Source organism: Bradyrhizobium sp. WSM2254 (assembly GCF_000472645.1).
GTDB lineage: Bacteria > Pseudomonadota > Alphaproteobacteria > Rhizobiales > Xanthobacteraceae > Bradyrhizobium > Bradyrhizobium niftali.
On the sequence record NZ_AXAB01000001.1, the window covers coordinates 1 to 22,294 of the forward strand.

Sequence of the window (22,294 nt, forward strand, 5' to 3'; positions counted from 1 at the left end):
GCTGCTCGAGCTCGGCATCAAACACCGCTACACCAGGCCATATCGGCCGCAGACCAATGGCAAAGTCGAACGCTTCTGGCGCACCCTCGATGAGGACGTCATCGAAGGCGCGACCTTCGACCATCTCGACCACTTCGCCAAAGAACTGTTCGAGTACCTCGTCTACTACAACAACCACAGACCCCATCAGGCCTTGGCAGGACAAACTCCCAAGGCCTTCGCCGCTACCAAGGCCACCCCGATCCAATCAGCGAATTATTGAACATCGACAATTGCGAGCGCAGCGAAGCAATCCAGTCTGCCTCCGCGGAGGGACTCTGGATTGCTTCGCTACGCACGCAATGACGATGGGGAGGCACGCTCGTGCCTCATCCTCCGCTGTCATCGCCCGGCTTGACCGGGCGATCCAGTACTCCGAGACGTCAGTGGTTTATCGAAAGGCCGCGGCGTACTGGATTCCCCGCTTTCGCGGGGAATGACAGTTGTCGTGTGGTGAGAGCAGCGTCCCTCACGCCGCCTTCTGCCCGCTGCCCGCATCGAGCCCGGCATAAACTCCGCGCTCGAATCCCGTGAAGGCCTCGATGCATTTGGCGTCGACGAACGGCAACACCTGCATCAGGATCACGCCGGAAACATCGCGCGCCGGATCGATCCAGAAATAGGTGTTGGCGAGACCAGCCCAGGCGAGGCTGCCGGCACTGCGGCCCTCCGGCGTTTTGGCGGTATTGATCAGGAAGGACAGCCCCCACTTCTTCACGATGTCAGGGAAGAGATCGACATCGTTGGTGTACATGGGCGCAACCGTCGTCATCTTGCCAATGGTGAGATCGCCGATGTGGTTCTGGCCCATCGTCGCGACCGTCTCGGGCTTCAGCACCTGGCTGCCGTTGCCGCGGCCCTTGTTGAGGATCATCTGGGTGAACTTGATGTAGTCGCCGGCAGTGCCGTAAAGGCCGCCACCACCCATGCAAAATTCCGGATTCTGCTCGATCTCGAACGGGATCGGCGCGAGCGATCCATCCTCGCCGCGAGCATGGGTGGCGACCAGCCGCTGGCGCATGTTGTCGGTGATCTTGAAGCCGGTGTCGCTCATGCCGAGCGGGGTGAAGAGATTGTCGCGCAAATACGCGTCCAACCGCTTGCCGCTGACGGCTTCCACTGCCTTGCCGACGAAGTCGATGTTGATGCCATACTCCCAGCGCGTACCGGGATCAGACATGATCGGCGTCTTCAGCGCGATGTCCTGGCAGGAGAAGATGTTCGGAGTTCCGGTCTTCTCCAAGTAGACCGCGAGATCACCGTTCCACACATTGTAGGCAAAGCCGGCGGTATGGGTCATGAGCTGGCGCAGCGTGATCGCGCCCTTGGCCGGCCGCAATTTCGGCTCGCCCTTGGCGTCAAAGCCTTCGAGCACCTGCGGCTTGGCGAGGTCGGGCAGCACGTCACCGATCGGCGCGTCCAGCGACAGCTTGCCTTGCTCGACCAGTTGCATCGCGCCCGCCGATGTCACCGCCTTCGTCATCGAGGCGATCCAGAACACGCTGTCCGTTGTCATCGCGTCGGGCTTGGACAGATCGCGCTTGCCGAACGCGCCTTGATACAGCACGTCGTTACCGCTGGCGGCGATGGCGACGACACCGGGAATTTCCTTGGCGTCGCTTGTCTTACGCAGAATCTCGTCGATCTGAGCTTGGCTTCGCATACGCATTTCCTCCGGTTTGATTATTGTTGGAAGTGATCGATTGTCCTCCTGCGTGCCCCGCGCGGCAAGCGCGTCCCGATGCCTCCGCCGGTCGCGATGTCGTGACTTGACGGCCCGCGCCCCGCGCAGGACGACAAGGCGGCTCAACTGCAACACTCCGTCACAATCTGCGGTGGATGGCCGCAACGAACCGTGACCGTGGATGGGCTCTGGCGATATGTTTCGCGTGTTTGAAGCACCCGAAACATTTTGTGCGTTGCGGCGTTTGGCAACGGGCCCAATCAGCCGTGGACGTTAGGACTTGATACAAATTTTGGCGGCCGGCACCGGCCGCGAGGGGGACCTCTGATGATTTCAACCTGGAGCGAATGGAAGCGCTATCCCCGTCCCGGACGGGGCGACAATCTCGAGGCGCCGATCTCGCCCGGCATTTACGAGGTCCGCATCGCCGGCAGCGGCGCGCTCTACTCCTTCGGTGCGGTCGACAATCTGGCGCAGGCGCTGGCGCTGCTGCCGGTCGGCTCGAAGTCGTGGTTTGGCCGCCGCGACACCTCGGGCGTTCCCGATCTCGAATACCGGACCTGCGCGACCTCCTCGAAGTCCGACGCCAAGGCCGCCGCCGAGCGCATGATCGGCCGGCGCGAGACCTATATGAGCGGCGCGGCCTAAACGACGACGAGACTGGGTTGACCTGCTGCAGCGGTCGCGATGGCCCACCTCTCCTCGCCGGGGAGAGGTAAGGGGTCGCCGCTGCGAGTTTAGCTCCCATCTGATGTGCGTTGCGGGGCGGTGCATTGTGCGCCGTCTGTCCCTATATTCCGGGCCGATCAGAACGCGCCCTGAGGAGTAACGCCATGACCCCGACCGCCGCCGCACGCGCCCAGCACGCCACCGCCTCTCTGCGCGACCGGTTGAAGGACCCTTCGCTGCTGAAGGAAGCTTGCTACATCGACGGCGCCTGGGTCGGCACACCGGTCTTTGCCGTCCACAATCCTGCGACCGGCGTCGAGCTCGCCAAAGTCCCGCAGCTTGGCGCGGACGAGACCACCAAGGCGGTTGAAGCCGCCGAGCGTGCCTTCCCGGCCTGGGCCAAGCACACCGCCAAGCAGCGCTCCAACATTTTGCGCAAATGGTTCGATCTGATCGTCGCCAACCGCGAGGACCTCGCGCTGATCCTCACCTCCGAGGAGGGCAAGCCGCTCTCCGAGGCATTGGGCGAGGTCGACATCGGCGCGGCCTATATCGAGTTCTTCGCCGAGGAAGCCCGCCGCGTCTATGGCGAAACCATTCCGACCCAGCGTCCTGATGCGCGCCTGCTCGCGATCAAGCAGCCGATCGGCGTCTGCGGCGCGATCACGCCGTGGAATTTCCCGAACTCGATGATCACGCGCAAGGTCTCGCCGGCGCTGGCGGCCGGCTGCACCGTGGTGCTGAAGCCCGCCAACGAGACGCCGCTGTCGGCGCTGGCGCTGGCCGTGCTTGCCGAGAAGGCTGGCATTCCCAAGGGCGTGCTCAACATCATCACCGGCGATGCGCCGCCGATCGGCAAGGTGCTGTGCGAGCATCCTGCGGTCCGCTTCGTCGGCTTCACCGGCTCGACCGCCGTCGGCAAGATTCTCTACCAGCAGGCCTCCGTCGGCGTGAAGCGGCTCGGCCTCGAGCTCGGCGGCAACGCGCCCTTCGTGGTGTTCGACGACGCCGATATCGATGCAGCGGTCGAAGGCGCCATCGTCTCGAAATACCGCAACATGGGCCAGACCTGCGTCTGCGCCAACCGCCTCTACGCCCAGGACAAGATCTACGACGAGTTCGTGCAGAAGCTGTCGAAGAAGGTCGCGGCGATGAAGATCGGCGACGGCACCGAGAGCGGCGTGACGCAGGGCCCGCTGATCAACCTGAAGGCGGTCGACAAGGTCGAGCGCCACATTGCCGACGCCGTGAAGCGCGGCGCCAAGGTCGTCACCGGCGGCAAGCGTAGCGAGCTCGGACGCTCCTTCTTCGAGCCCACGGTGCTCGCCGACGTCAAGCCGGACTCGCTGGTGGCGCAGGAGGAAACCTTCGGCCCGCTCGCGCCGGTGATCCGCTTCAAGGACGAAGCCGACGTCATCGCGATGTGCAACGCCTCGCCGTTTGGTCTGGCCTCCTACTTCTACTCTCGCGATCTCGGCCGCGTCTGGCGAGTCGCCGAAGCGCTGGAGTCCGGCATGGTCGGAGTCAACACCGGTCTCATCACCACGGAAGTCGCGCCCTTCGGCGGCGTCAAGGAAAGCGGCCTTGGGCGCGAAGGTTCGCGTCACGGCATGGAAGAATATGTCGAGATCAAATACGTGATGATGGCGGGGGTCTAACCGGCAACCGATGCTGCGCGCCGGCGATTTGAACTCGCCGGCGCGAATGCATCAGCGGCACACGTAGGCGCCGTTCACATAGACGCGGACGCATGCCGTGCTGGCCGCTGCCGCACCCACGGCCGCTCCCCCTACGACGGCGCGCCGCGTGGTGCGACGCGCGACGCCGGCGACGCTCGCCGGGGTCGCCGGTCGTCCGACCCTGGCTTCAGCGGCTTGAACGACGACCGTGATGCCGTCGTCGTGTGACCAATTGATCGAGCCGAAGATTCCACAGCCGAGAACGGCTGCAACAAGTAGCATTCGCTTGGTGTCGACCAGCTTCATGGCAACCTCCCTCGGGATAAAGCCGAGTGATCAGCATTCTTCTGTAGGTTGCTCCCGGCTTGATCTGGATCAAGGCAGCAGAGGAATTGCAGCAGCGGCTTGACCGCTGTTGCGAGGCGCGCGTCTTCTGGCAAAGGTGCAAGATGCAGGAGCCGGCTCGAAAGCCGCCTCCCGCTCATGCGTTTGTGCCATTACTGACAGCGATACATGCGGCCGTCGTCCATCTTGGTCAGCGTACCGGGTGCGCAGACCATGCCGTTTCGCTTCCGCCAGTCCTCCGTGGAGTAGCCGTAAGCCGCGTAAGGACCGCCACCCGCATAATAGCCCGTACCGGCCCCCCATCCAGGTGAGGTTGCGGCAATCGCGGCGGCTGTGCCAACCGCTGCGGCACCCGCCCCGACACCGTAGGCGCCGGCACCGTATACGGCGCGCCGCGTCTGTCGACGTGCCACGCCCGCAACGCTCACGGGAGTCAGCGGGCGACCGACCCGCGCCTGCGCACTGTCGACCGACATCGAGGCACCGTGCTCCTCAGTCCAGGTGAAGGAGAACAACGCCGCGCAGGCGAAGGTCGAGACTGCTAGTGCAATTCTTCTCGCACACGTACGTGTCATGTTTCTTCTCCATTGCTGTCTTCCAAATGCGCTTTCGCAGTCCAGGGGCCGTTGCGCGGTCCCTGGAGGTCTTCCTCGCGCTGGTCTGGAGCGGCGTGCAGTCGAAGTCGCGATTGAAAGGAGAAGCTTCATCGGGGGCACGCCGTGTCGTGCTCGGAGAGCCAATGGCAGGCAGGATCATACTGGAAATCGGCGCCGGCCGCTATTGAGCCAACGCACGGCAATGGGTCACGCCAACTGCCTTATCACAAGCGGCGCTGGCAGCGGCGGATCAGCTCGTCGGCATCGTGCCGCGGCGCACCTGACTGGGACTGCGTCCGAGCTCGCGACGCATCCATTTGGCGAGGTGAGATTGATGGGAAAAGCCCGCTGCAAGGGCAATTTCGCTGAGCTTGCGATTGCCCTGAAGCATTAGCTGCTGCGCGTGCTCCACCCGCCGCCTCAGAACGTAGCGATGGACCGTGACGCCCATCGCCGCCTTGAACCAGGCCCGTAGATGCGAGCTGCTGACACCGGCCTCGCGGCTGAGAATGTCGATGGTGAGCGGCTGGTCGAGATTTGCATCGATGTAGGCCAGGACTCTCTGGAGCTGCGCGTTGGACAGGCGGATGGCCTGGGCCGGCGGATCATTCGCCAGGTTCAGCAATTCGACCGCCAGGGCCATTCCCACGTTCTCGGCAAACAACGGGCCGCTCGGCGAGCCCGCTTTCACGTCGCTTTCGAGAGCCTGTCCGAGCAGGACGATGCGGTCATTCCGCAGCATATGATGGTGCGTCAGTCGGGCGGATGCCAATTGTCGAGCCCTGGACGCTGCATGGTCCAGCATGCTCGGCGCGAGTCGGATCTGAAGCGACTGGTAGGGCGTCTCCGCCACAAAGCCGCCCAAGGCGCCGCACGGAATCACGTCGATATCGCCGGCCTGACGCAGAAACTGATCCCCGGTCTCAAGACAGAATGAGCGCGTCGCAGGGCTGAGGTGGATGACGATCCGGTGATCGCGGATCGGCTCGAGCGCAACGGAGTCAGGCTCGGTTCGCATGGCCGCGGCGGCGGTGCCGGCCGATGTTGGCGCCGAACGCGGTCTCGCATGCATGGGCCAGGCTCCAGATCTTGGCGGAACGTGCTCGATATTTGGCGCATCGTGCGCGATTTTCAACGGCTCCGGCGCCAAAGAACTCATCTGTCGTTTCGTGACAAATGAGGATGCAAAGTGAGTCATTACGTGATTGTCGGAGCCGGTCCCGTTGGACGCGAGACGGCTCGCCTCCTGGCAGAGCAGGGACACAGCGTCATCCTGACGAGCAGGAATGCCGGGTCGCTCGATGCCGGCGATGTGCGTACGGTTTCGTCGGATGCTGCCGACGCTGCGCAGCTCGCCGGATTGGCCAAGGGCGCCGATGCGATCTTCATGTGCGCCATGGCCGCCTATCACAGATGGCCGACCGACTTCTTTCCGATCATGGACGGAACGGTCAAGGCGGCCGAGCAGGTTGGTGCCAGGCTACTCGTGGTCGGGAATGTCTATGGCTATGGCGCGGCGGCCGTGAGCCCTCTCACTGCGGACCTGGAGCCGGACCCGACCACCCGGAAGGGCACGACCCGGCACATCATGTGGCAGCGTGCGCTGCGATCGAACGTTCCCGCGCTCGAGGTCCGCGCAAGCGACTATCTCGGCAAAGGCGCGGTCGCCTATTTCTCGCTGTTGGCACTGCCGTCGCTGCTCAAAAAAGAGCCGGTCGCGTTCCTCGGCGATCCCGATGTGGCGCATGCCTGGTCTTTCACCAAGGACACGGCGAGGACGCTGGTCGCCGCGTCGCGCTTTACCGGAAAATGGGGCCGCGCCTTTCACGTGCCGTCGCAGTCCGCGTCCGTGCGCGAACTGGTGCGCAGATTTGCGGTCGCGCTGAAGATCGACGTTCCGGACCTGCTTCGCCTCACCTCGGCGGATCTGGAAGGCATCGGCTTCAGCGAAGGGATCGAGATGTCTTATCTGTTCGAGAAGCCGCTTCTGCTCGATGCCGGCGATACCGAGGCACTGTTGGGCGTCGCCGCGAGCAGCCTGGACACGATGGTTAGCGATACCCTGTCGTAAACGGCAGGCATGGTCATGAGGAGGAGAAAATCCAATGAGCGAACGAGTGACAAATCTCGTCCAGAACTACATTGCCGTCTGGAACGAGCGAGATGCCGGCAAACGCCGACGGCTGATCGACGATGTCTTCAGCGACGAATGCGTCTATATCGACCCGAATGACTCGGTCGCCGGACGGGATGCAATCGAGCGCCTGGTGGAGGCCTTGCAGGCAAGGCTTCCGGACCTGCGCTTCACGCTCGCAGGCGACGTGAACGCGCATCACGATCAGGCTCTATTCGGCTGGACCCTGGCTGCGCCGGGAGCTGCAACGCCGGCTGCAACAGGCATCGACATGGCGGTCCTGGATGGAGACCGCATTCGGCAGCTTCACGGATTTGTAAATCCGCGGCAGCCATAGCTGAAGCTTCGTAGCCCGGATGAGCGCAGCGACATCCGGGGCCGCGGGTCCCGCATATCGCTTCGCTCATGCGGGCTACGCAGCTACGGGCCAATTACCGCCGCAGCACCGCGATCGTCCTGTTCGCAAATGTCAGCCGCTCGGCCATCACCGACACGAAATAGGTCAGCAGCTTGTGGCTGAGCGCGGGGTCTTCCGCCTTGAGGGCGTCGAACTGGTGTGCGGTGAGCACGTAGAGCACGCTGTCGACCTCGGCCTGGATCGTCGCGTTGCGCGGGGTCTGCGCGACCAGGCCCATCTCGCCGATCGTGGTGTAGCGGCCGAGGCTGCGCACCCGCGTGGTGCGATCGTCGTCGGCGGGGATCATGATTCCGACGCGGCCGTCGAGAATGAAATGCATGGAATCGGCCGCTTCGCCTGCCCGCACGATGACCTCGCCGGCCCCGACCTCGAGGCGCTGGCAGCGGCGGATCAGCTCGTCGGCATCGTCCTCGCTGTCGAGAATCCCCGTGAACCAGTCGCGCAAGCTCGCCTCTTCCTGCGCCAGTTCCTGATGCTGCGCGATGAGCTCGTTCTCGCACCACTCCAGCGCATGATCGAGCTCGGGAATGACGGTGACGCCGTCGCCGATGAAGTCGCTGGAGCGTAGTACCTTCTCGGCCGCGGCCGACACATGCACCAGGATCAGCTCGACGCCGAGGTCGCCGGCGCTGCGCTTGATCTGCGCGAAACTGTAGGCGGCCGAGGAGTCGACGCCGGTGACGAGCTTGAAGTCGAACAGCAGATAGCGGCACTCCGGGCGTTCGTGCAGCAATAGCTTGACGTGCTGATAGAGCCGGTTGGCGGACCCGAAGAAAAGATAGCTCTGGAGATTCAGGCCCTGGATCTTGCCGCCATGAGCCAGCAGCACCTCCTGGTCGTCGCGCGAGCGGTCGAGCGAGGAGCGATATTCGGCGCCGTCAAAGCTGTACTTGATCGATTCGACCCGCGCCGCGCTGAACGCGAAGGTCGCGCAGCCGATGACCACGCCGATCAGGATGCCCGGCACGAAACCCCAGATGACGATGATCGCGATGATGGCGACCAGCGACAAATATTCGAGCTTGGAGAGCCGCTTGCGCGACTCGATGAGCCATTTGTGGAGCTGGTCGGCGCCGAGATAAAGCAGCAGGCCGCCGAGCACGAATTTCGGCATGAAGCCGAGCAGCTCCGGTGCGATCGCGAGCATCAGCAGTGATATGGCCGCAACCGTGAGGCCGGACAGGCGTCCGCGGCCGCCGCTGCTGAAATTCAGGATCGAGCGGCTGACCGAGATACAGCCGGCATAGCCGGCGAGCGCGCCGCTCAGGATGTTGGCGGCGCCGGTGATGTTCAGCTCGCGCTCGAGATTGGCCTCGCGGTGCACGGCGACCTCGATGCCGGTGGTGTTGAATAGGGTGCTGGAGGCGGTAACGAAGATCACCGCGACGAGGTTGCCGAGCAGGTCCGGCACGGCGGACCACGGATAGTGCGCGAGGTCGGCGGTGTGCCAGGGCAACATGAAGGTCGCCGGCGGCGGCGGCTGGAAGGTCCAGCCCAACGTGCGCGCCTCCTCCGGTGAAATCCCGGCGATCCACAACGCCAGATGCGCGGTGAGCATGCCGCCGACCAGGATGATCGGCAATCCGAACGCGTTGCGCGAGCGGTGCCACGTCAGATAGAGCACCAGCGCCATCGCACAGGCGGCGCCCAACTCCGAAAGCGTGACGCCGTTGGTGAAGTGCAGCAGGGTGGAGAACTGCACGGGATGATCGGTGATCACCCGGATCGCGCCCATGACGATCAGGAGTCCGGTGGCGCCGAGGAAGCCACCGATCACCGGATAAGGCACGTAGCGGATGGCGCGGCCCATCCGCGTCAGTCCCAGTCCGCACAGCACGACTCCGGTCAGCAGGGTCGACAGGCCAAGCGTGATCAGGACGGGCGAGAGCACCGGTGCCGACAGGTTGGCCGCTTCGATGCGTTCGACCAGCGAGGCGGCCAAAATGCCCGTCACCGCGGCGGTCGAGCTGTCGGGACCGGCGACCGCGAAGGGCAGGGAGCTTCCCAGCCCGATGACAGCCGCAAACACGGCGGAGCTGATGAAGGTCGCGGCGATGCCGTAGGACAGATAGGGCGACAGCGGCCCGGTGAAGATCAGCAGCGCGTAGGAAAGCCCGAAGGTGACGGTCAGGACGCTGGCGGCGCTCCCGCCCAGTATATCATTCAGCGCACGCTTGAGGGACGGACTGACCCCGGTGACCGGACCGAGGCTAATTGCTGGATCTGTCACGCCGTGGCACCCGCCCTGAGAAAAGTCTCGTCCGAGACGTAGACGACTACGGACTTAGCGCAACAGGATTCTTGTAACTATGAAATATCCGACAGTTTTGGCGATGCTGTTTGCTTCGGTCGTCAGCGGGATACGCGTCCGAGCGGACGCGTGATCTATGGCGTGTGAACGGCCAATCATACGCGGCGGGCGGATGCGGAGAAGCCGAAGCACGCGCCACACATCCGATGTCGTCCCGGCCTAGTGCGCAATTGCGCACGGGGGCCGGGACCCATAACCCCAGGGAGGAGTTTGGCGAGGATTGGTCGTTCGGGATTAGAACCGCCCGCGACCGATGGACCTCGCGGTATGGGTCCCGGCCTTCGCCGGGACGACGAAAAACAGCCGCTGCCTAAATCGTCAGCTCTTTTCCCGTCACGCGCCGATACGCTTCCAGATACCTTTTGCTGGTCGCCTCCACCACGCTCGCCGGCAGCGGTGGCGGCGGGGCGTCGCCGTTCCAGCGGCCGGCGCGGCGCTCGACGTCGAGATAGTCGCGCAGCGGCTGCTTGTCGAAGCTGGCCTGCGGCTGGCCGGGCTTGTAGGCGCTGGCCGCCCAGAAGCGCGAGGAGTCCGGCGTCATCACCTCGTCGATCAGGATGATGCGGCCGTCCTTGTCGCGGCCGAACTCGAACTTGGTGTCCGCGATGATGATGCCCTGCTCGCGCGCCAGCTCCTCGCCGAGCGTGTAGATCGCGCGCGTCATGCTCTCGAGCGTGTAGGCTGTCTCGTCGCCGACCACCTCGCGCATCCGCGCAATCGTGATGTTCTCGTCATGGCCGGTCTCGGCCTTGGTCGCCGGGCTGAAAATCGCCGGCTCCAGCTTTTCGCTCTCGACCAGGCCGGCCTTCAGCTTCTCGCCCGCGAGCGTGCCGCTGGCCGCATATTCCTTCCAGGCCGAGCCGGAGAGATAGCCGCGGATCACGCATTCGATCGGAAACACCGTGGTGCGGCGGGAGAGCATGGCGCGGCCGAGAATTTCGGCGCGGTGCGGCTTCAAGGCGGGCACGGAAGCGATGATCTCGTCGGTGTCGGCGCTGATCATGTGATGCGGCACCACGCCCTCGAGTTCGTTGAACCAGAACGCGCTGATCTGGGTCAGCACCGCGCCCTTCATCGGGATGGTCTCGCCCATCACGACGTCGAAGGCGCTGATGCGGTCGGTGGTGAGGAGCAGCAGGCGGTCGTCGTCGACGGCGTAGATATCGCGCACCTTGCCGCGCCCGATCTTGGGGAGGGGCAGGTCGCTGGAGAGCATGGTGGTCATCGGCAAAGCTTTCGCAGACAGGGCCTTCGGGCAGAGAGTCCGGCCGCACCGGACAGCGCGGCCGGAAACCGGATTAGCCTATTCCGGCAGCGGAATGAACTCATGTTCCTGCGGAACCGCCGCGAAGCGGCCGGTTTTCCAGTCTTGCTTGGCCTGCTCGATCCGCTCCTTGCTGGAGGAGACGAAATTCCACCAGATGTGGCGCGGGCCCTCCAATGCATCGCCGCCGAGAAACATCATGCGCGTTGCCTTGAGCGCCTTCACGGTGATGCGGTCGCCGGGCCGGAAGATCAGCAGCCGCGGCCCCTCATAGCGCTCGTTCGCGATCTCGACCTCGCCGTCCACCACGTAGATCGCACGCTCCTCGTGATCGGGGTCGAGCGGCACGCTCGCGCCCGCGATCGCCGTCACCTCGGTGTAGAACCAGGGCGAGACCATCGCAACAGGCGAGGTGATGCCGAAAGCGGAGCCCGCGATCACCCGCGCGGTGAAATCGCGCTCGGAGATCATCGGCAAATCGCCCGCGCCGTAGTGCTGGAACGACGGCGCGATCTCTTCCGATCCGGCCGGCAATGCGATCCAGCTTTGCAGGCCCAGCATCTTCTGGCCCGAGGCGCGCTGAGCGTCCGGCGTGCGCTCGGAATGCGCGATGCCGCGTCCGGCGGTCATCAAATTCATCGCGCCGGGCTGGATCTCCTGGATGTTGCCCTCGCTGTCGCGATGCATGATCGAGCCGTCAAAGAGATAGGTGACGGTGGCAAGCCCGATATGCGGATGCGGCCGCACGTCCATGCCCTTGCCGGAGACGAACTGCACCGGGCCGAAATGGTCGAAGAAGATGAACGGCCCGACCATCTGCCGCCTGCCATGCGGCAGCGCCCGGCGCACTTCAAATCCGTCGCCGAGGTCGCGCGTGCGCGGCACGATGACGAGATCGAGCGCATCGCAGGACATGGGATCGCCGAGCACGGGATCGTTGGAGGGTTGCCAGCTCATGGTGGACTCCTTTTGACTTTCTTGGATGCGATAGTAGCAGGATTTCACATTGCCGTCGCGACAAAGCCGGGCCCAGACGTCGCGGGCAATAGCGCCACACATTCCGCTGTCATCGCCCGCCTTGTGCGCGCTTGCGCACTGGGGCGGGCGATCCAGTACGCCGCGGCCTCTCGGCTCAGCCACGACCATCTCGGAGTACTGGATCNCCCNGTCAAGCCGGGCGATGACAGCTGAGGTGCGGATGGTCCTTGAAAAAGCCGACGCAAGGAACGATGTTCGGCTGATTTCATCCGAGACTGTTCGCATCGCCCGATGACACTTGCCGCCCTCGAGCTCGCCTTTCGCGCCGCCAGCGTCGCGCTGCTGCTGATGCTGGCGGCGTCGTTGTTGCAGGACTTTCGCAAAGTGCTCGCAGCTCGGCTCGGCGCGGCCTTTGCGCTGGGCTCGGCCGCGCATGCGGCGAGCTATTCGGTGGATGTCACGTCGCGGATCCCGCTCTGGCATGCACCGCTGATCGCGTTGTCGACCGGCACCATCGTGGTGTTCTGGCTGTTCACACGCTCCCTGTTCGACGACGAGTTTCGCCTCCGCTGGTGGCACGGATGGGTCTGGGCGCTGGTGACGGCCTTCAGCTTCGCAGGCTGCGTCTGGATTGCACCCAGCGGCCATGTGCGGTTCTCGGTGACGGTGGTCAATCTGATCGTGCTCGGTTTCATCGCGCTTGCGGTCGGGCAGATGATCGCCTCCTGGCCGGCCGACCTGGTCGAGCGCCGCCGCCGCGTTCGTGTCTTCATCGTCTGCATCACCGCGCTCTATGGCGGGCTGAACGCGGTGCTCCAGATCGCCGCCGCCGGCCACCACGTCGGCGATGTCGCCGAAACCATCAGTGCCGGCGTGCTCGCCGGCACTGTCGCAGCGATCGTCTATGCCATGATGCGCGTTGACGGGGCGGATCTGTTTCCCGCCGCGGCGGAGCCTGCACCGCCAATTGTTTTCAGTCAGCCTGCGGCCGATGATGCCGCCGACCAAAGGCTCATCGACGCCCTGATGCGGCTGATGGCGGACGAACGGATCTATCGTCAGGAGAACATCACCATCGGAGTGCTGGCGGGCCGGCTGAAAATTCCCGAATACCGGTTGCGCCGGTTGATCAACCAGCGGCTCGGCTATCGCAACTTCAATGTGTTCCTGAACAACCACCGCATCGAGGAAGCCAAGGCCGCGCTCGCCGATCCCGCCCAGGCCGAGGTCCCCGTCATCACCATTGCGATGGACGCCGGCTTCCAGTCCCTCGGCCCCTTCAACCGCGCCTTCAAGGCGGTCACCGGCGTGACGCCGACGGAGTACCGGCGGCTCAAGGTCGATGCGGCCTAGATTTTCAGGCTATTGAAATCGCTATATAATTCCAGAATCGGCTAGCCCCGGTCAGTTTCGACGAGGCCGATTTCCAAATCCGGCGAGCGCGCATTCCCCGCATCCGACTTCCTCTCGGCACACGCCCCGAAGCCGGAGAAAGCCCGTGACCCGTCGCCGCAAGATCGTCCTCCTGACCACCGCCATCGCCTGTGCCGGCCTCGCGCTCGGCGCGGCGCGGGCGCGTAACGTGCCCAAGGTTGCTACCGGCTTCATCGCCGACACGCTCTGCTCGGAGACGTTCGTCTCCGGCCTGGATCCCCAGCGCAACCTCGCCGAGATCACCGACGCGATGCCGGGCACCAGCCTCCTGACCTGGGCGATGAGTTTGCAGATCGATCGCGCCCGTAAGGATGTCACGGTGTCCCTGTTCGGCATCGGCCGCAGCCATGCCGTCTATCGCGAGGGGCTCGGCTGCACCCTCGAGCACGGCCGGGGGATCACTGACGTCGCATTGCCGCCTGATGCCAAGCAGCCCGCGCTGCTCCCCGACATCGCCGGCCCGGGGGTCGCTCCGCCGCAAAGCGGGGACCTGGCAGCCGCGCTCGACCGCGCCTTCGCCGAGCCCGCGCAGCCGCCTCATCGCCGCACCCGCGCAATCGTCGTCATGAGGGCCGGCCGCATCATTGCCGAGCGCTATGCCGATGGCATCGGGCCCGAGACGCAGCTGCTCGGCTTCTCCATGACGAAGTCGGTGATCTCGGCGTTGACAGGCATTCTCGTGCGCCAGGGCAAGTTGAAGCTGGATGGGCCGGCGCCAATCGCCGCCTGGCAAAATCCCGATGATCCGCACCATGCCATCACGGTCGACCAGTTGCTGCGTCACACCGCGGGCATTGCGCTCGGAAGTTCATTGGAGGCGTCCCTCGGCTCCGCCCTCGAGCCGGTCAACGTCATGAAGTACGCCGAGGACGATATGACCAGCTTTGCCGAGCGCGCGCCGCTCGCGACCGCGCCGGGCACGACGTGGAATTATCACGACGGCAATTTTCTCATTCTCGCGCATCTGATCCGCAACGCCGCGGGCGGCAAGCCCGTAGATGCGCTGGCCTTCGCGCGCCGCGAATTGTTCGCGCCGCTCGGCATGAACAGCGTCACGCTTCAGCTCGACAGTGCCGGCACGATCGAGGGCTCCAGCAACATGCTGGCCTCCGCGCGCGACTGGGCGCGCTTCGGTCAGCTCTATCTCAACGACGGCGTTGTCGGCGGCAGGCGCATCCTGCCGGAGGGCTGGGTGGATTATTCAGCGTCCGCCACGCCGAACGGCTGGGTCGGCATCGGCGCCGGCTTCTGGACCAACCAGGGCGACAGCTTTGGCGCAAGGTTTCGAATCGAGCACGGCTGGCCGCGCGATGCCTTCTTCGCCAAGGGCACGATCGGGCAGTACACGATCGTGATTCCGTCGGAGCGACTGGTGATCGTGCGGCTCGGCCGCTCGCCGAACTGGCCGCCGCAGGCGGACGGCGTGTTCGATCTCGTGCGCGATGTGGTGGCCGCAACGCGCGAGAAGGGGAAGCTGGCGGGGGCGAACTGAGGTAGCGAGGAGCGCCACCTCTTCTCCCTCGCCCCGCTTGCGGGGAGAGGGTTGGGGTGAGGGGGAGTCTCCGCAAGGGAGGTGAAAGACGGATTCGCGGAGAGTCCCCCTCACCCGGATCCGCGCTTCGCGCGCATTCCGGCCTCTCCCCGCAAGCGGGGAGAGGCAAACAGACGTCTCCTACCGTCCCAGCTCCGTTGCCTTCGCCACGCGATCGAACCGCTCCAGCGTCAGGATCGCATTCGCGAATTTCTCCGCCCGCGCATTCAGCACCGGGCGTGCCAGCGTCAAAAATTTCTGCTGCATCGCCTGCGCATCGGGAAACGAGTTCGGCTCGCCGGAGGGATCGGCATAGAGCCGCTCGTGCACGCCATCGTCCGTCGTGATGCTGACGCGCGCACCGAACGGATGGGTGCGGCCGATCTCGAGCCGGTCGTCCTGCACCACGTCGAACTTGTCGGCGAGCGCGTCGATGGCGGCATCGCCAAGGCGGTTGTAATCGTCCCAGCCGAACGAGCCCTGGTCGAGCGCGAGTGCGCCGGTGAAGAACATCGAGAACTGGCCGCCGACGATCGAGGTCGGATGCCGCTTGGTCGCGGCATCGCCGGTCAGGGTGATGCCGTTGCGATGCAGGCCGATCTCGACGCGCTTGACCTGGTCGGGCGTCAGATTGTGCTCGCGCCGCATCGCGATCAGCGCGTCGATCGCGGCATGGGTGTAGCGGCAGCTCGGATACGGCTTCACGCCGATCTTCATCGTCTCATAGGTCCTGCCGAGCTCGGCCACGGCCTTGCCCGGATGCGCGTCGTCGGTGTAGCCGGCGAGCAGGCCGTGCTTGCCTTCGACCGATTCGGTCGCGCCGACGAAATCGTTGCGCGCCAGCGTCGCGGCGATCACGCCGTTCATCGCGGCGGCGCCGACCTGGTAGCGCTTGTTCCAGGCGCCGTTGACCAAAAATTGCAGCGAGCCCGCGGCCTGGCTGCCGGAGACGCCGAAGGCGGCGATGATCTGCGTTTCGCTGAGGCCGAACAGTTTTCCGGCCGCGGCCGCCGCGCCGTAGGTGCCCGCGGTCGCGGTCGGGTGGAAGCCGCGCGCATAATGCGAGGTCGGGTCGAGGGCGTTGCCGAGCCGGCAGCAGACTTCATAGCCCGCCACGATCGCGGTCAGCACCTCGCGCCCGGAAGCGCCGACCATCTCGCCGACGGCAAACGCGGCCGGAACCACCGGCGCGCTCGGATGCAGCGAGGAATCCGCATGGGTGTCGTCGAAATCGAGGGAATGGCCGAGCGCGCCATTGAGCAGCGCCGCGACCGCGGGCGTCCAGGTCTTGCTGTCGCCGAACACGGTGGACTCGCCCTTGGTGTCGAGCGCGAGCGCCTCCAGCATCTTCAGGATCGACGGGGTCGATTCCGCTTCGCTTCTGGCCCGGATCGCGCTGCCGAGGAAATCCAGCGTCAGCACCTTGGCGCGGTCCAGCACTTCCGCCGGAATATCCTGGTATTTCAGATTGAAGACATAGGCGGCGAGCGTTGCGGTTTCGTGGGCCATCGTGTTTCCTCGTTTTGGCGCGCAAGTTAGGCGGGCCGATTTGGCCTTTCAAGCGGCCTGGGGGCCGCGGGCATCAGCTATGCTTTTGGCAGGCTCCAAGAGGATCGGACCGGGACATTCGACGATGGCACTCGCAAGACAGATGTTCGACCGGATCCGATCACGGCGGACGCAGCTGGGGCTGGCGATCCGGGTCACGGTGGCTGCGGTGGCGGCCTATGCGATCGCCACCGCGCTGCATCTGCTATTGCCGCTCTGGGCCGTGCTGACCTCGCTGATCGTGACCCAGATGAGCGTCGGCCGCTCGCTGAAGGCGACGCGCGACTACGTGCTCGGCACGATCGGCGGCGCCATCTATGGCGGCGCCATCGCGATCCTGATCCCCTATTCGACCGAAGCCGGTTTGTTGGGGCTGCTGGTGCTGGCGGTCGCGCCACTCGCCTTTGTGGCCGCGATCAATCCGAGCCTCAACGCCGCGACGGTGACCGCGATCATCGTGCTGCTGGTTCCGACCATGCATCATTCCGATCCTCTGGCGTCGGCGATCGACCGCGTCAGCGAGGTCGGGGTCGGCGCCATCACCGGGCTGCTGGTCTCATTCCTGGTGCTGCCGTCGCGCGCGGTGCGGCAGATCCGCGCCAGCGCGGCCACGCTGCTCGAACTGATCGCGGATGCCTTCACCGAGCTGCTTGCGGGCCTGACGCGCGGCCGCGACAACGACGCGCTGCACCGGATCCAGGACGGCATCGGCACGGCGATGGTTGGTCTCAATGCGATCGGCGCCGAGGCGGAACGCGAGCGCGCCGCGCGCCTGTCGAGCGGGCCCGACACCGGTCCCTTGCTGCGAACGGTCCTGCGGCTGCGCCATGACGTCGTGATGATCGGCCGCGCCACCGTGGTGCCGCTGCCGGCCGAGGTGCAGATGCGGCTTGCAGCTCCCTTGACGGAGGTCTCGACCGTGATCGCGCGGTTCCTGCGTTCGGCCGCCGCGGCCTTGCGCGAGGGCGTCGGCGCGCCGCCGATCCATCCCGTGCATGTCGCGCTTCAGCATTACGCCGAGGCGGTTGCCGCGGTGCGCCACGACGGTCTGATCCGCGACCATTCCGGCGACACCGCCGAGCGCTTCTTCGCCATCGGCTTTTCGCTGGAGCAGATGCACCAGAACCTCTGCGATCTCGACCGCGTCGTCGGTGAATGGTCGGAAGTCTCCACCGACAAGTCCGCGCGCGTGGCGGAGTGAGCTTGGGCGTGTACTCAAAAGCGTCGGCTGCCGAATGCAAAGCGCCGTAGAACAGTAAACGAGCTTGAGACGAAGAAAGGAGACAACATGCTAGGGAACGCGAAGGTGGCAACCCGGCTTCCGGCAAAAGACCTGAACCGCGCTCGGGCATTCTACTCGGAGAAACTCGGGCTCGAGCCGATAGAAGAGCGTGCGGGTGGACTCCGCTATGTCTGCGCGGGGGGCGAGTTTGCGATATTCATCTCGGCCGGAATGCAAGCCCACACGCACACACAGATGGGGTGGGAGGTCGAGGATATCGAGGTCACCGTACGCGAGCTTCGCGCGCGGGGAGTCGCGTTCGAGGAGTACGATCTGCCCGGCTTGAAGACCGTCGAGGGGATTGCCGAGATCGCGGGAAATTAACCAAGCAAAGGTGTTGGAGAGCGGGGCGCATGGTTTCGCGACAGCGAAGGTAACTTGCTCGGGGTGGGGCAGCCGGTGCGAAGTTGACGGGCGACCGCGTCGCCTTCGAGGGAACACGCCCTACCGTCGCGTCAGGAGAGATCGAAAAACGCCAGCTGCGCCGCGTCGCGCCGCTCGATGCCGTCGGTCAGCGCCTTCAACGCAACGTCAAAACCCGGCTGCGGCTGCTCCAGCTCCCACGCGCCGTCATGATCCCACTGAAAGCACCGGCCATAGCGCTCGCCGGGCTCGACATGGAGCAGCAGGCAGCGGCTGAGCTGCGACGGCTCGGCGACCGGTACCAGATGTTTCAGTGAGACGCCGTATTCCTTGCGGAAATAGGCGCAGGCCTCTTCGAGCTCGTCCTCGGAATGGGCAATGAAGTCCAGGACATTGCGAAGCTGCGTGGCGAGTTCACCAGGCGCATAGAAGCGAAGCTCGGACGATGATTTGGGCAGCCGCACCAGCAATTCGGTCTCGCCGCGCGTCAGCAGGAACTTGCGATAGTCATCGGGCAGCCGGACGCCGAATGCCTGCTCCGCTGCGCGCACGTCCGCTTCACTCGCCGGTGTGCCGGGTTTCCAGCGCCAGCCTTTGGCGGACGTTCCCGCCTTGCGCTGGGCCTCGTAGTCTTCATAGCCGGGAAATGCCATGATGTCCTCGTAGCCGCCGAAACGCGACCATTGATAGGCGTCGTCAAAAGCCTCTTCCCGCCGCTCGGGAAAATAGCCGCAGAGCAGCTCGGCGCGCTTGAGGATGCGCGCGTGGTTCGGGGCGGTCTTGCACAAATGCTCGATCGTCTTCAGCGCGGCATCGGGATTGTCGGCCTCCAGATAAACATCGCTGAGCAATTCCAGGATTCGCCCTTCCAGATCGCCCTCGTGGATCGACCACGCATAATGCGGCTCCTTGGCCGCGCGCCGTGCTAGGAGCGTGTCGCGCGCCTGCTCGGCAAGGCGCACCGTCTGGGCGGCGTCGTCTCCGGCAGAATAGCCGCGACGCGCGGCGTGCCAGAGATACAGCGGCTCATGTTCGGCCGGCGTGCCCTTGAGCGCGTCGAGCTGCGCGGCCTGCTCGGCCATCGGCGCGCTGAGCGCCAGGATCATCAGCTCATCGAGCCCCTTCTGCCAGTCAGGCTTGGCCCGCGGATTGGGCCCGAGGTCGCGCAGCGTGTAGGTGGTTTGATCCGTTTCGACATAGCCGGCCGCGACCAGCTTGGCGACATGGCGGCGGAAAGCCGCTGCGGCGTCGGCAATGCCGGAGAATTCCTTGCGCAGAAATTCGTCCGCGTCGGGATCGCCCTTCCAGTTCATATGAACGCCGATCACCATGGGATCGCTGCCCGGGACCAGCATCAATTCGCGATCGTCGTCTCCGGGTGCGCGGTGGAAGAACTTTGCCAGATACATGCGACCCTCCGAACGCGCCGCCGGGATCGGGGCGCCACGTCTCAGTCGCAGTTTCAGGGAAACCGGTTCACGGCCACGGCCTAGCGTTTCGTCAGGCCCTTAGCCACCATGCGCCAGACCAGCAGGTCGATGCGGTCCTGGCCGAAGAACGGCTCGTTCTCGAACACGAAGGTCGGCACGCCCCAGTGGCCGGAGGCGGCATGGTCCTTCTCGTTCTCCGCGATCATCTGCTCGTAACGATCCGGATCTGCGCTGATCGCAGCATCCATCGCGGCGAGATCGAAGCCCGCCTTCCCGGCGGCGCGGGCGAGATGATCGCCTTCGTTCCAGCCCGCCACCGAGCCGTCCCACAGCACGCGCGCGATCGCGTCGGTGAATGCGAGCGAACGGCCCTCGAACTGCGCCATCGCGCCCAGCCGGGTCAGCCGGTGGATGTAGGGTTGCTCGGCCGCGACATCGAACGTCGTCTTGTCCTGCACGATCGGATCCGGCCTCGGAAAGCGGAATGGAATGCCCTCGTGCTGCGCTACGCGCGTGCTGTCGAGCACCACATAGCGAATGAAGTTCGGGCTGGCCTTCTTGAAGAAGCCGGGGACGCGGACCGCCAGCGGATAGACCGGTCGCAGGTTCACCGCGAGGTCATACTCCGCGACGAGCTTCAGCGTCTTCGGCAGCGCCAGATAGCTGAAGGGACTGCGGTAGGAGTAGAAGAGGTCGACGGACAGCGTCATCGCGCCGGCTCGACGATCGCTCCCATCATGCTGCGCACCACCAGCTTGTGGAAGGGCATGATCAGCGCGAGATAGGTCCGGCCCAGCAGATTATTCGTCCGCACCAGCGTGGTCGACGTCACCTGCTGGTCCGCCGCGTCACCGGTCACGTCGACCACGAGGCGGAAATCGAGGTGGTAGTCGTTGAAGCCGGCCACCAGCCGGTCCGGCGTCTCGCTGACCACCGGAAACAGGCCGATCATGCCGCCGGGCGCCGGCATGCCTTCGCCCGATGTCTTCAGCCCGAACGGCGCGACGATGATGTTGCGCAAGCCCACGAGCACCTTGATCCAGCGCGGCCAGTGCAGCACCATCCGGGTGCAGGCCTGCCGCGCATCGAGGCCGGCCGCGCCGATTGCGACACGATACGCGTCGACGAATTGCGCGCCGGCCAGCAGCGCGCCAGCATCGACCTCGGGGGTGACTTCGCGGACGGGCATCATGCGCCCAATCTGCGCGTCAATCGCTGGAAGCGCAAGACCAGAAGCCCGGCATAGACGAACGTGCCGATCGAGAATCCGATCCAGACGCCGACCGCGCCCAGCCCGGCGTGGAAAGCCAGGACCCAGGCGATGGGAAAGGCGACACACCAATAGCCGATCGCCGCGAACACCAGTGTCATCCTGGTGTCATTGATGCCGCGCAGTGCGCCGCCCATGATGGTCTGGAGGCCGTCGGCGATGAAGAAGGTCGCGCCGACCAGCAGCAATGTCGCCGTCAGCTCGACCGTTGCCGCGCTGGACTCGCTGCTGCCGAAGAACAGCCGTCCGAGCGCGTAGCGGCCGAGGATGATGGCAACGGTCAGGGCCGAGACCAGCGCTACGCCAAGCACCGCCGCGACGAGGCCCGCACGCCTCACCGCGGCCGGGTCGTCGCGGCCGTAGGCATGGCCGACGCGGACCGTCGCCGCCATGCCGATGCCGAGCGGGACCATGAACAGCACGGCCGTGACCTGAAGCGCGATCTGGTGGGCGGCAAGCGCCGTGGTCGAGATCAATCCCATCAGCAGCGCGGCGGACGAGAACAGGCCATATTCCAGCAGCAGGGAAAACGAGATCGGCGCGCCGAGCGCGATGAGCTGGCGCATCAGCGGCCTGTCGATCCGCCAGAGATGGGCGAGCGGGCGATAGTCCGCGAATGGCTTTCGCCATGCGGCGATGGCGAGCACGGCGAGGAAGGTGCCGAGGTTGACGAGCGTGGTCGCAAGCCCCGCGCCGAACAGGCCGAGCTCCGGCAGGCCGAACAGGCCATGGATCAGGACATAGACCAGCGCGGCATTGACGGGGATCGCCACGACCGTGACCCACAGCGGCGGCTGCGGCCGGTTCACCGCGCTCATCATGCTGCGCAGCGCGATGAAGCCGAGCGCCGGCGCGATGCCCCAGGCGAGGCCATTCAGATAGCGCTGGGCGAGCGCCGCCGACTGCGGCACCTGTCCGAGAGCGATCAGGATGTGCTCGCCATAGAGCGGCGAGGCCATCATCGGCAGCGAGATCAGCAGCGCGACCCACAGGCCGACACGCAGCGAGCGGCGGATGCGCCTGACGTCGCCGGCGCCGAACGCCTGCGCCGCCAGCGGCGACACCGCAGCCATCAATCCGAGCCCGAATGTGAAGCTGACGAAATAGACCGTGTGCGCCAGCGCGGCCGCCGCGACCGCCTCCTCGCCGAGCCGCCCGATCAGCGCGAGATCGGTCGTGATCATCGCGATCTGCCCGAGCTGCGTCAGCATCATCGGCACGGCCAGCCGCAGCGTCTCGACGAACTCTTCGGCGAGATGGTTTTGCGGCACGCCGGCTTGCGGCTGCGGACGAGGCTGGACGGTGTCGAGCATGGCCGG

General features: G+C 65.2%; 20 protein-coding genes and 2 pseudogenes. 10 read left to right on the top strand and 12 right to left on the bottom strand.

Annotated features, from left to right (window positions below; all coding sequences use genetic code 11):
* Together A3M7_RS51180 and A3M7_RS43630 are read left to right on the top strand one after the other, a co-directional pair.
* Positions 1 to 92 (top strand): annotated as a pseudogene (locus A3M7_RS51180) (integrase core domain-containing protein); the annotation flags it as partial.
* Positions 74 to 262 (top strand): annotated as a pseudogene (locus tag A3M7_RS43630) (IS3 family transposase); the annotation flags it as partial. The pseudogenes A3M7_RS51180 and A3M7_RS43630, both read left to right, overlap by 19 nt.
* 246 nt (positions 263 to 508) lie before the next feature.
* On the opposite strand, the gene A3M7_RS0100010 reads toward A3M7_RS43630, so the two are convergent.
* Positions 509 to 1,702 carry a serine hydrolase gene (locus A3M7_RS0100010; protein WP_027542057.1) on the bottom strand — a complete coding sequence of 398 codons (1,194 nt, stop codon included), beginning with the start codon at positions 1,700 to 1,702 and terminating at the stop codon, positions 509 to 511.
* Positions 1,703 to 2,050: 348 nt separating this feature from the next.
* Here A3M7_RS0100010 and A3M7_RS0100015 point away from each other — a divergent pair, with 348 nt between their 5' ends.
* Both A3M7_RS0100015 and A3M7_RS0100020 read left to right on the top strand, forming a co-directional pair.
* Complete coding sequence (locus A3M7_RS0100015; protein WP_027542058.1) at positions 2,051 to 2,371, top strand: hypothetical protein; 321 nt, start codon at positions 2,051 to 2,053, stop codon at positions 2,369 to 2,371.
* A gap of 185 nt (positions 2,372 to 2,556) precedes the next feature.
* A complete protein-coding gene (locus A3M7_RS0100020) occupies positions 2,557 to 4,050 on the top strand; it encodes an NAD-dependent succinate-semialdehyde dehydrogenase (RefSeq protein ID WP_027542059.1) in 1,494 nt (497 codons plus the stop codon).
* Between the two features lie 51 nt (positions 4,051 to 4,101).
* Here A3M7_RS0100020 and A3M7_RS0100025 read toward each other — a convergent pair whose 3' ends face one another.
* The 3 genes from A3M7_RS0100025 to A3M7_RS43640 form a co-directional block, all read right to left on the bottom strand.
* A complete protein-coding gene (locus tag A3M7_RS0100025; RefSeq protein WP_027542060.1) occupies positions 4,102 to 4,377 on the bottom strand; it encodes a hypothetical protein in 276 nt (91 codons plus the stop codon).
* Between the two features lie 191 nt (positions 4,378 to 4,568).
* Positions 4,569 to 4,991, bottom strand: coding sequence for a hypothetical protein (locus A3M7_RS50350; protein WP_245284179.1), 423 nt, complete (start codon positions 4,989 to 4,991; stop codon positions 4,569 to 4,571).
* Positions 4,992 to 5,262: 271 nt separating this feature from the next.
* Positions 5,263 to 6,210, bottom strand: coding sequence for an AraC family transcriptional regulator (locus A3M7_RS43640; protein ID WP_084301432.1), 948 nt, complete (start codon positions 6,208 to 6,210; stop codon positions 5,263 to 5,265).
* On the opposite strand from A3M7_RS43640, the gene A3M7_RS0100045 reads away from it, so the two are divergent.
* Together A3M7_RS0100045 and A3M7_RS0100050 are read left to right on the top strand one after the other, a co-directional pair.
* A complete protein-coding gene (locus A3M7_RS0100045; RefSeq protein WP_027542061.1) occupies positions 6,202 to 7,083 on the top strand; it encodes an NAD(P)H-binding protein in 882 nt (293 codons plus the stop codon). The two genes, A3M7_RS43640 and A3M7_RS0100045, sit on opposite strands and share 9 nt — an antisense overlap.
* 34 nt (positions 7,084 to 7,117) lie before the next feature.
* Positions 7,118 to 7,483 (top strand): nuclear transport factor 2 family protein, encoded by a 366-nt coding sequence (locus tag A3M7_RS0100050; protein WP_027542062.1) that lies wholly within the window; start codon positions 7,118 to 7,120, stop codon positions 7,481 to 7,483.
* Positions 7,484 to 7,577: 94 nt separating this feature from the next.
* Here the strand turns inward: A3M7_RS0100050 and A3M7_RS0100055 are convergent, their stop codons facing one another.
* The 3 genes from A3M7_RS0100055 to A3M7_RS0100065 all read right to left on the bottom strand — a co-directional run bounded on the left by A3M7_RS0100055 (position 7,578) and on the right by A3M7_RS0100065 (position 12,096).
* On the bottom strand, positions 7,578 to 9,794 hold the full coding sequence (locus A3M7_RS0100055; RefSeq protein ID WP_027542063.1) for a SulP family inorganic anion transporter: 2,217 nt from the start codon (positions 9,792 to 9,794) through the stop codon (positions 7,578 to 7,580).
* Positions 9,795 to 10,185: 391 nt separating this feature from the next.
* Positions 10,186 to 11,100: a phosphoribosylaminoimidazolesuccinocarboxamide synthase gene (locus A3M7_RS0100060; RefSeq protein ID WP_027542064.1), complete on the bottom strand. Its 915-nt coding sequence runs from the start codon at positions 11,098 to 11,100 to the stop codon at positions 10,186 to 10,188.
* A 78-nt stretch (positions 11,101 to 11,178) separates the two neighbouring features.
* The gene (locus A3M7_RS0100065; RefSeq protein ID WP_027542065.1) at positions 11,179 to 12,096 is read right to left on the bottom strand and encodes a pirin family protein; all 918 of its coding nucleotides are present in this window, start codon (positions 12,094 to 12,096) and stop codon (positions 11,179 to 11,181) included.
* Positions 12,097 to 12,408: 312 nt separating this feature from the next.
* Here A3M7_RS0100065 and A3M7_RS0100075 point away from each other — a divergent pair, with 312 nt between their 5' ends.
* The gene (locus A3M7_RS0100075; RefSeq protein ID WP_027542067.1) at positions 12,409 to 13,470 is read left to right on the top strand and encodes a helix-turn-helix domain-containing protein; all 1,062 of its coding nucleotides are present in this window, start codon (positions 12,409 to 12,411) and stop codon (positions 13,468 to 13,470) included.
* Positions 13,471 to 13,615: 145 nt separating this feature from the next.
* On the top strand, positions 13,616 to 15,043 hold the full coding sequence (locus tag A3M7_RS0100080; protein ID WP_027542068.1) for a serine hydrolase: 1,428 nt from the start codon (positions 13,616 to 13,618) through the stop codon (positions 15,041 to 15,043).
* 180 nt (positions 15,044 to 15,223) lie between these two features.
* Here the strand turns inward: A3M7_RS0100080 and A3M7_RS0100085 are convergent, their stop codons facing one another.
* Positions 15,224 to 16,591, bottom strand: coding sequence for an MmgE/PrpD family protein (locus A3M7_RS0100085; RefSeq protein ID WP_027542069.1), 1,368 nt, complete (start codon positions 16,589 to 16,591; stop codon positions 15,224 to 15,226).
* Positions 16,592 to 16,715: 124 nt separating this feature from the next.
* Between A3M7_RS0100085 and A3M7_RS0100090 the strand changes: the two genes are divergently transcribed.
* Both A3M7_RS0100090 and A3M7_RS0100095 read left to right on the top strand, forming a co-directional pair.
* Positions 16,716 to 17,831 (top strand): aromatic acid exporter family protein, encoded by a 1,116-nt coding sequence (locus A3M7_RS0100090; RefSeq protein ID WP_027542070.1) that lies wholly within the window; start codon positions 16,716 to 16,718, stop codon positions 17,829 to 17,831.
* An 87-nt stretch (positions 17,832 to 17,918) separates the two neighbouring features.
* Complete coding sequence (locus tag A3M7_RS0100095; RefSeq protein WP_245284180.1) at positions 17,919 to 18,236, top strand: VOC family protein; 318 nt, start codon at positions 17,919 to 17,921, stop codon at positions 18,234 to 18,236.
* Positions 18,237 to 18,367: 131 nt separating this feature from the next.
* Here the strand turns inward: A3M7_RS0100095 and A3M7_RS0100100 are convergent, their stop codons facing one another.
* From A3M7_RS0100100 to A3M7_RS0100115, 4 genes are all read right to left on the bottom strand, one after another.
* The gene (locus tag A3M7_RS0100100; RefSeq protein WP_027542071.1) at positions 18,368 to 19,684 is read right to left on the bottom strand and encodes an SMI1/KNR4 family protein; all 1,317 of its coding nucleotides are present in this window, start codon (positions 19,682 to 19,684) and stop codon (positions 18,368 to 18,370) included.
* An 80-nt stretch (positions 19,685 to 19,764) separates the two neighbouring features.
* A complete protein-coding gene (locus A3M7_RS0100105; RefSeq protein WP_027542072.1) occupies positions 19,765 to 20,415 on the bottom strand; it encodes a 2-hydroxychromene-2-carboxylate isomerase in 651 nt (216 codons plus the stop codon).
* Positions 20,412 to 20,894, bottom strand: a complete 483-nt coding sequence (locus A3M7_RS0100110; protein WP_027542073.1) for a DUF2867 domain-containing protein — start codon at positions 20,892 to 20,894, stop codon at positions 20,412 to 20,414. Before A3M7_RS0100110 ends, A3M7_RS0100105 begins: the two co-directional genes overlap by 4 nt.
* On the bottom strand, positions 20,894 to 22,288 hold the full coding sequence (locus A3M7_RS0100115; protein ID WP_027542074.1) for an MATE family efflux transporter: 1,395 nt from the start codon (positions 22,286 to 22,288) through the stop codon (positions 20,894 to 20,896). The genes A3M7_RS0100110 and A3M7_RS0100115 overlap by 1 nt, the downstream gene beginning before the upstream one ends.
* Positions 22,289 to 22,294: the final 6 nt, after the last annotated feature.

Coding starts and splice junctions, on each gene's coding strand:
- A3M7_RS0100010 (WP_027542057.1), bottom strand. CDS start 1,702: ATGCGAAGCCAAGCTCAGATCGACGAGATTCTGCGTAAGACAAGCGAC.
- A3M7_RS0100015 (WP_027542058.1), top strand. CDS start 2,051: ATGATTTCAACCTGGAGCGAATGGAAGCGCTATCCCCGTCCCGGACGG.
- A3M7_RS0100020 (WP_027542059.1), top strand. CDS start 2,557: ATGACCCCGACCGCCGCCGCACGCGCCCAGCACGCCACCGCCTCTCTG.
- A3M7_RS0100025 (WP_027542060.1), bottom strand. CDS start 4,377: ATGAAGCTGGTCGACACCAAGCGAATGCTACTTGTTGCAGCCGTTCTC.
- A3M7_RS50350 (WP_245284179.1), bottom strand. CDS start 4,991: ATGACACGTACGTGTGCGAGAAGAATTGCACTAGCAGTCTCGACCTTC.
- A3M7_RS43640 (WP_084301432.1), bottom strand. CDS start 6,210: ATGACTCACTTTGCATCCTCATTTGTCACGAAACGACAGATGAGTTCT.
- A3M7_RS0100050 (WP_027542062.1), top strand. CDS start 7,118: ATGAGCGAACGAGTGACAAATCTCGTCCAGAACTACATTGCCGTCTGG.
- A3M7_RS0100060 (WP_027542064.1), bottom strand. CDS start 11,100: ATGACCACCATGCTCTCCAGCGACCTGCCCCTCCCCAAGATCGGGCGC.
- A3M7_RS0100065 (WP_027542065.1), bottom strand. CDS start 12,096: ATGAGCTGGCAACCCTCCAACGATCCCGTGCTCGGCGATCCCATGTCC.
- A3M7_RS0100075 (WP_027542067.1), top strand. CDS start 12,409: ATGACACTTGCCGCCCTCGAGCTCGCCTTTCGCGCCGCCAGCGTCGCG.
- A3M7_RS0100085 (WP_027542069.1), bottom strand. CDS start 16,591: ATGGCCCACGAAACCGCAACGCTCGCCGCCTATGTCTTCAATCTGAAA.
- A3M7_RS0100090 (WP_027542070.1), top strand. CDS start 16,716: ATGGCACTCGCAAGACAGATGTTCGACCGGATCCGATCACGGCGGACG.
- A3M7_RS0100095 (WP_245284180.1), top strand. CDS start 17,919: ATGCTAGGGAACGCGAAGGTGGCAACCCGGCTTCCGGCAAAAGACCTG.
- A3M7_RS0100100 (WP_027542071.1), bottom strand. CDS start 19,684: ATGTATCTGGCAAAGTTCTTCCACCGCGCACCCGGAGACGACGATCGC.
- A3M7_RS0100105 (WP_027542072.1), bottom strand. CDS start 20,415: ATGACGCTGTCCGTCGACCTCTTCTACTCCTACCGCAGTCCCTTCAGC.
- A3M7_RS0100110 (WP_027542073.1), bottom strand. CDS start 20,894: ATGCCCGTCCGCGAAGTCACCCCCGAGGTCGATGCTGGCGCGCTGCTG.
- A3M7_RS0100115 (WP_027542074.1), bottom strand. CDS start 22,288: ATGCTCGACACCGTCCAGCCTCGTCCGCAGCCGCAAGCCGGCGTGCCG.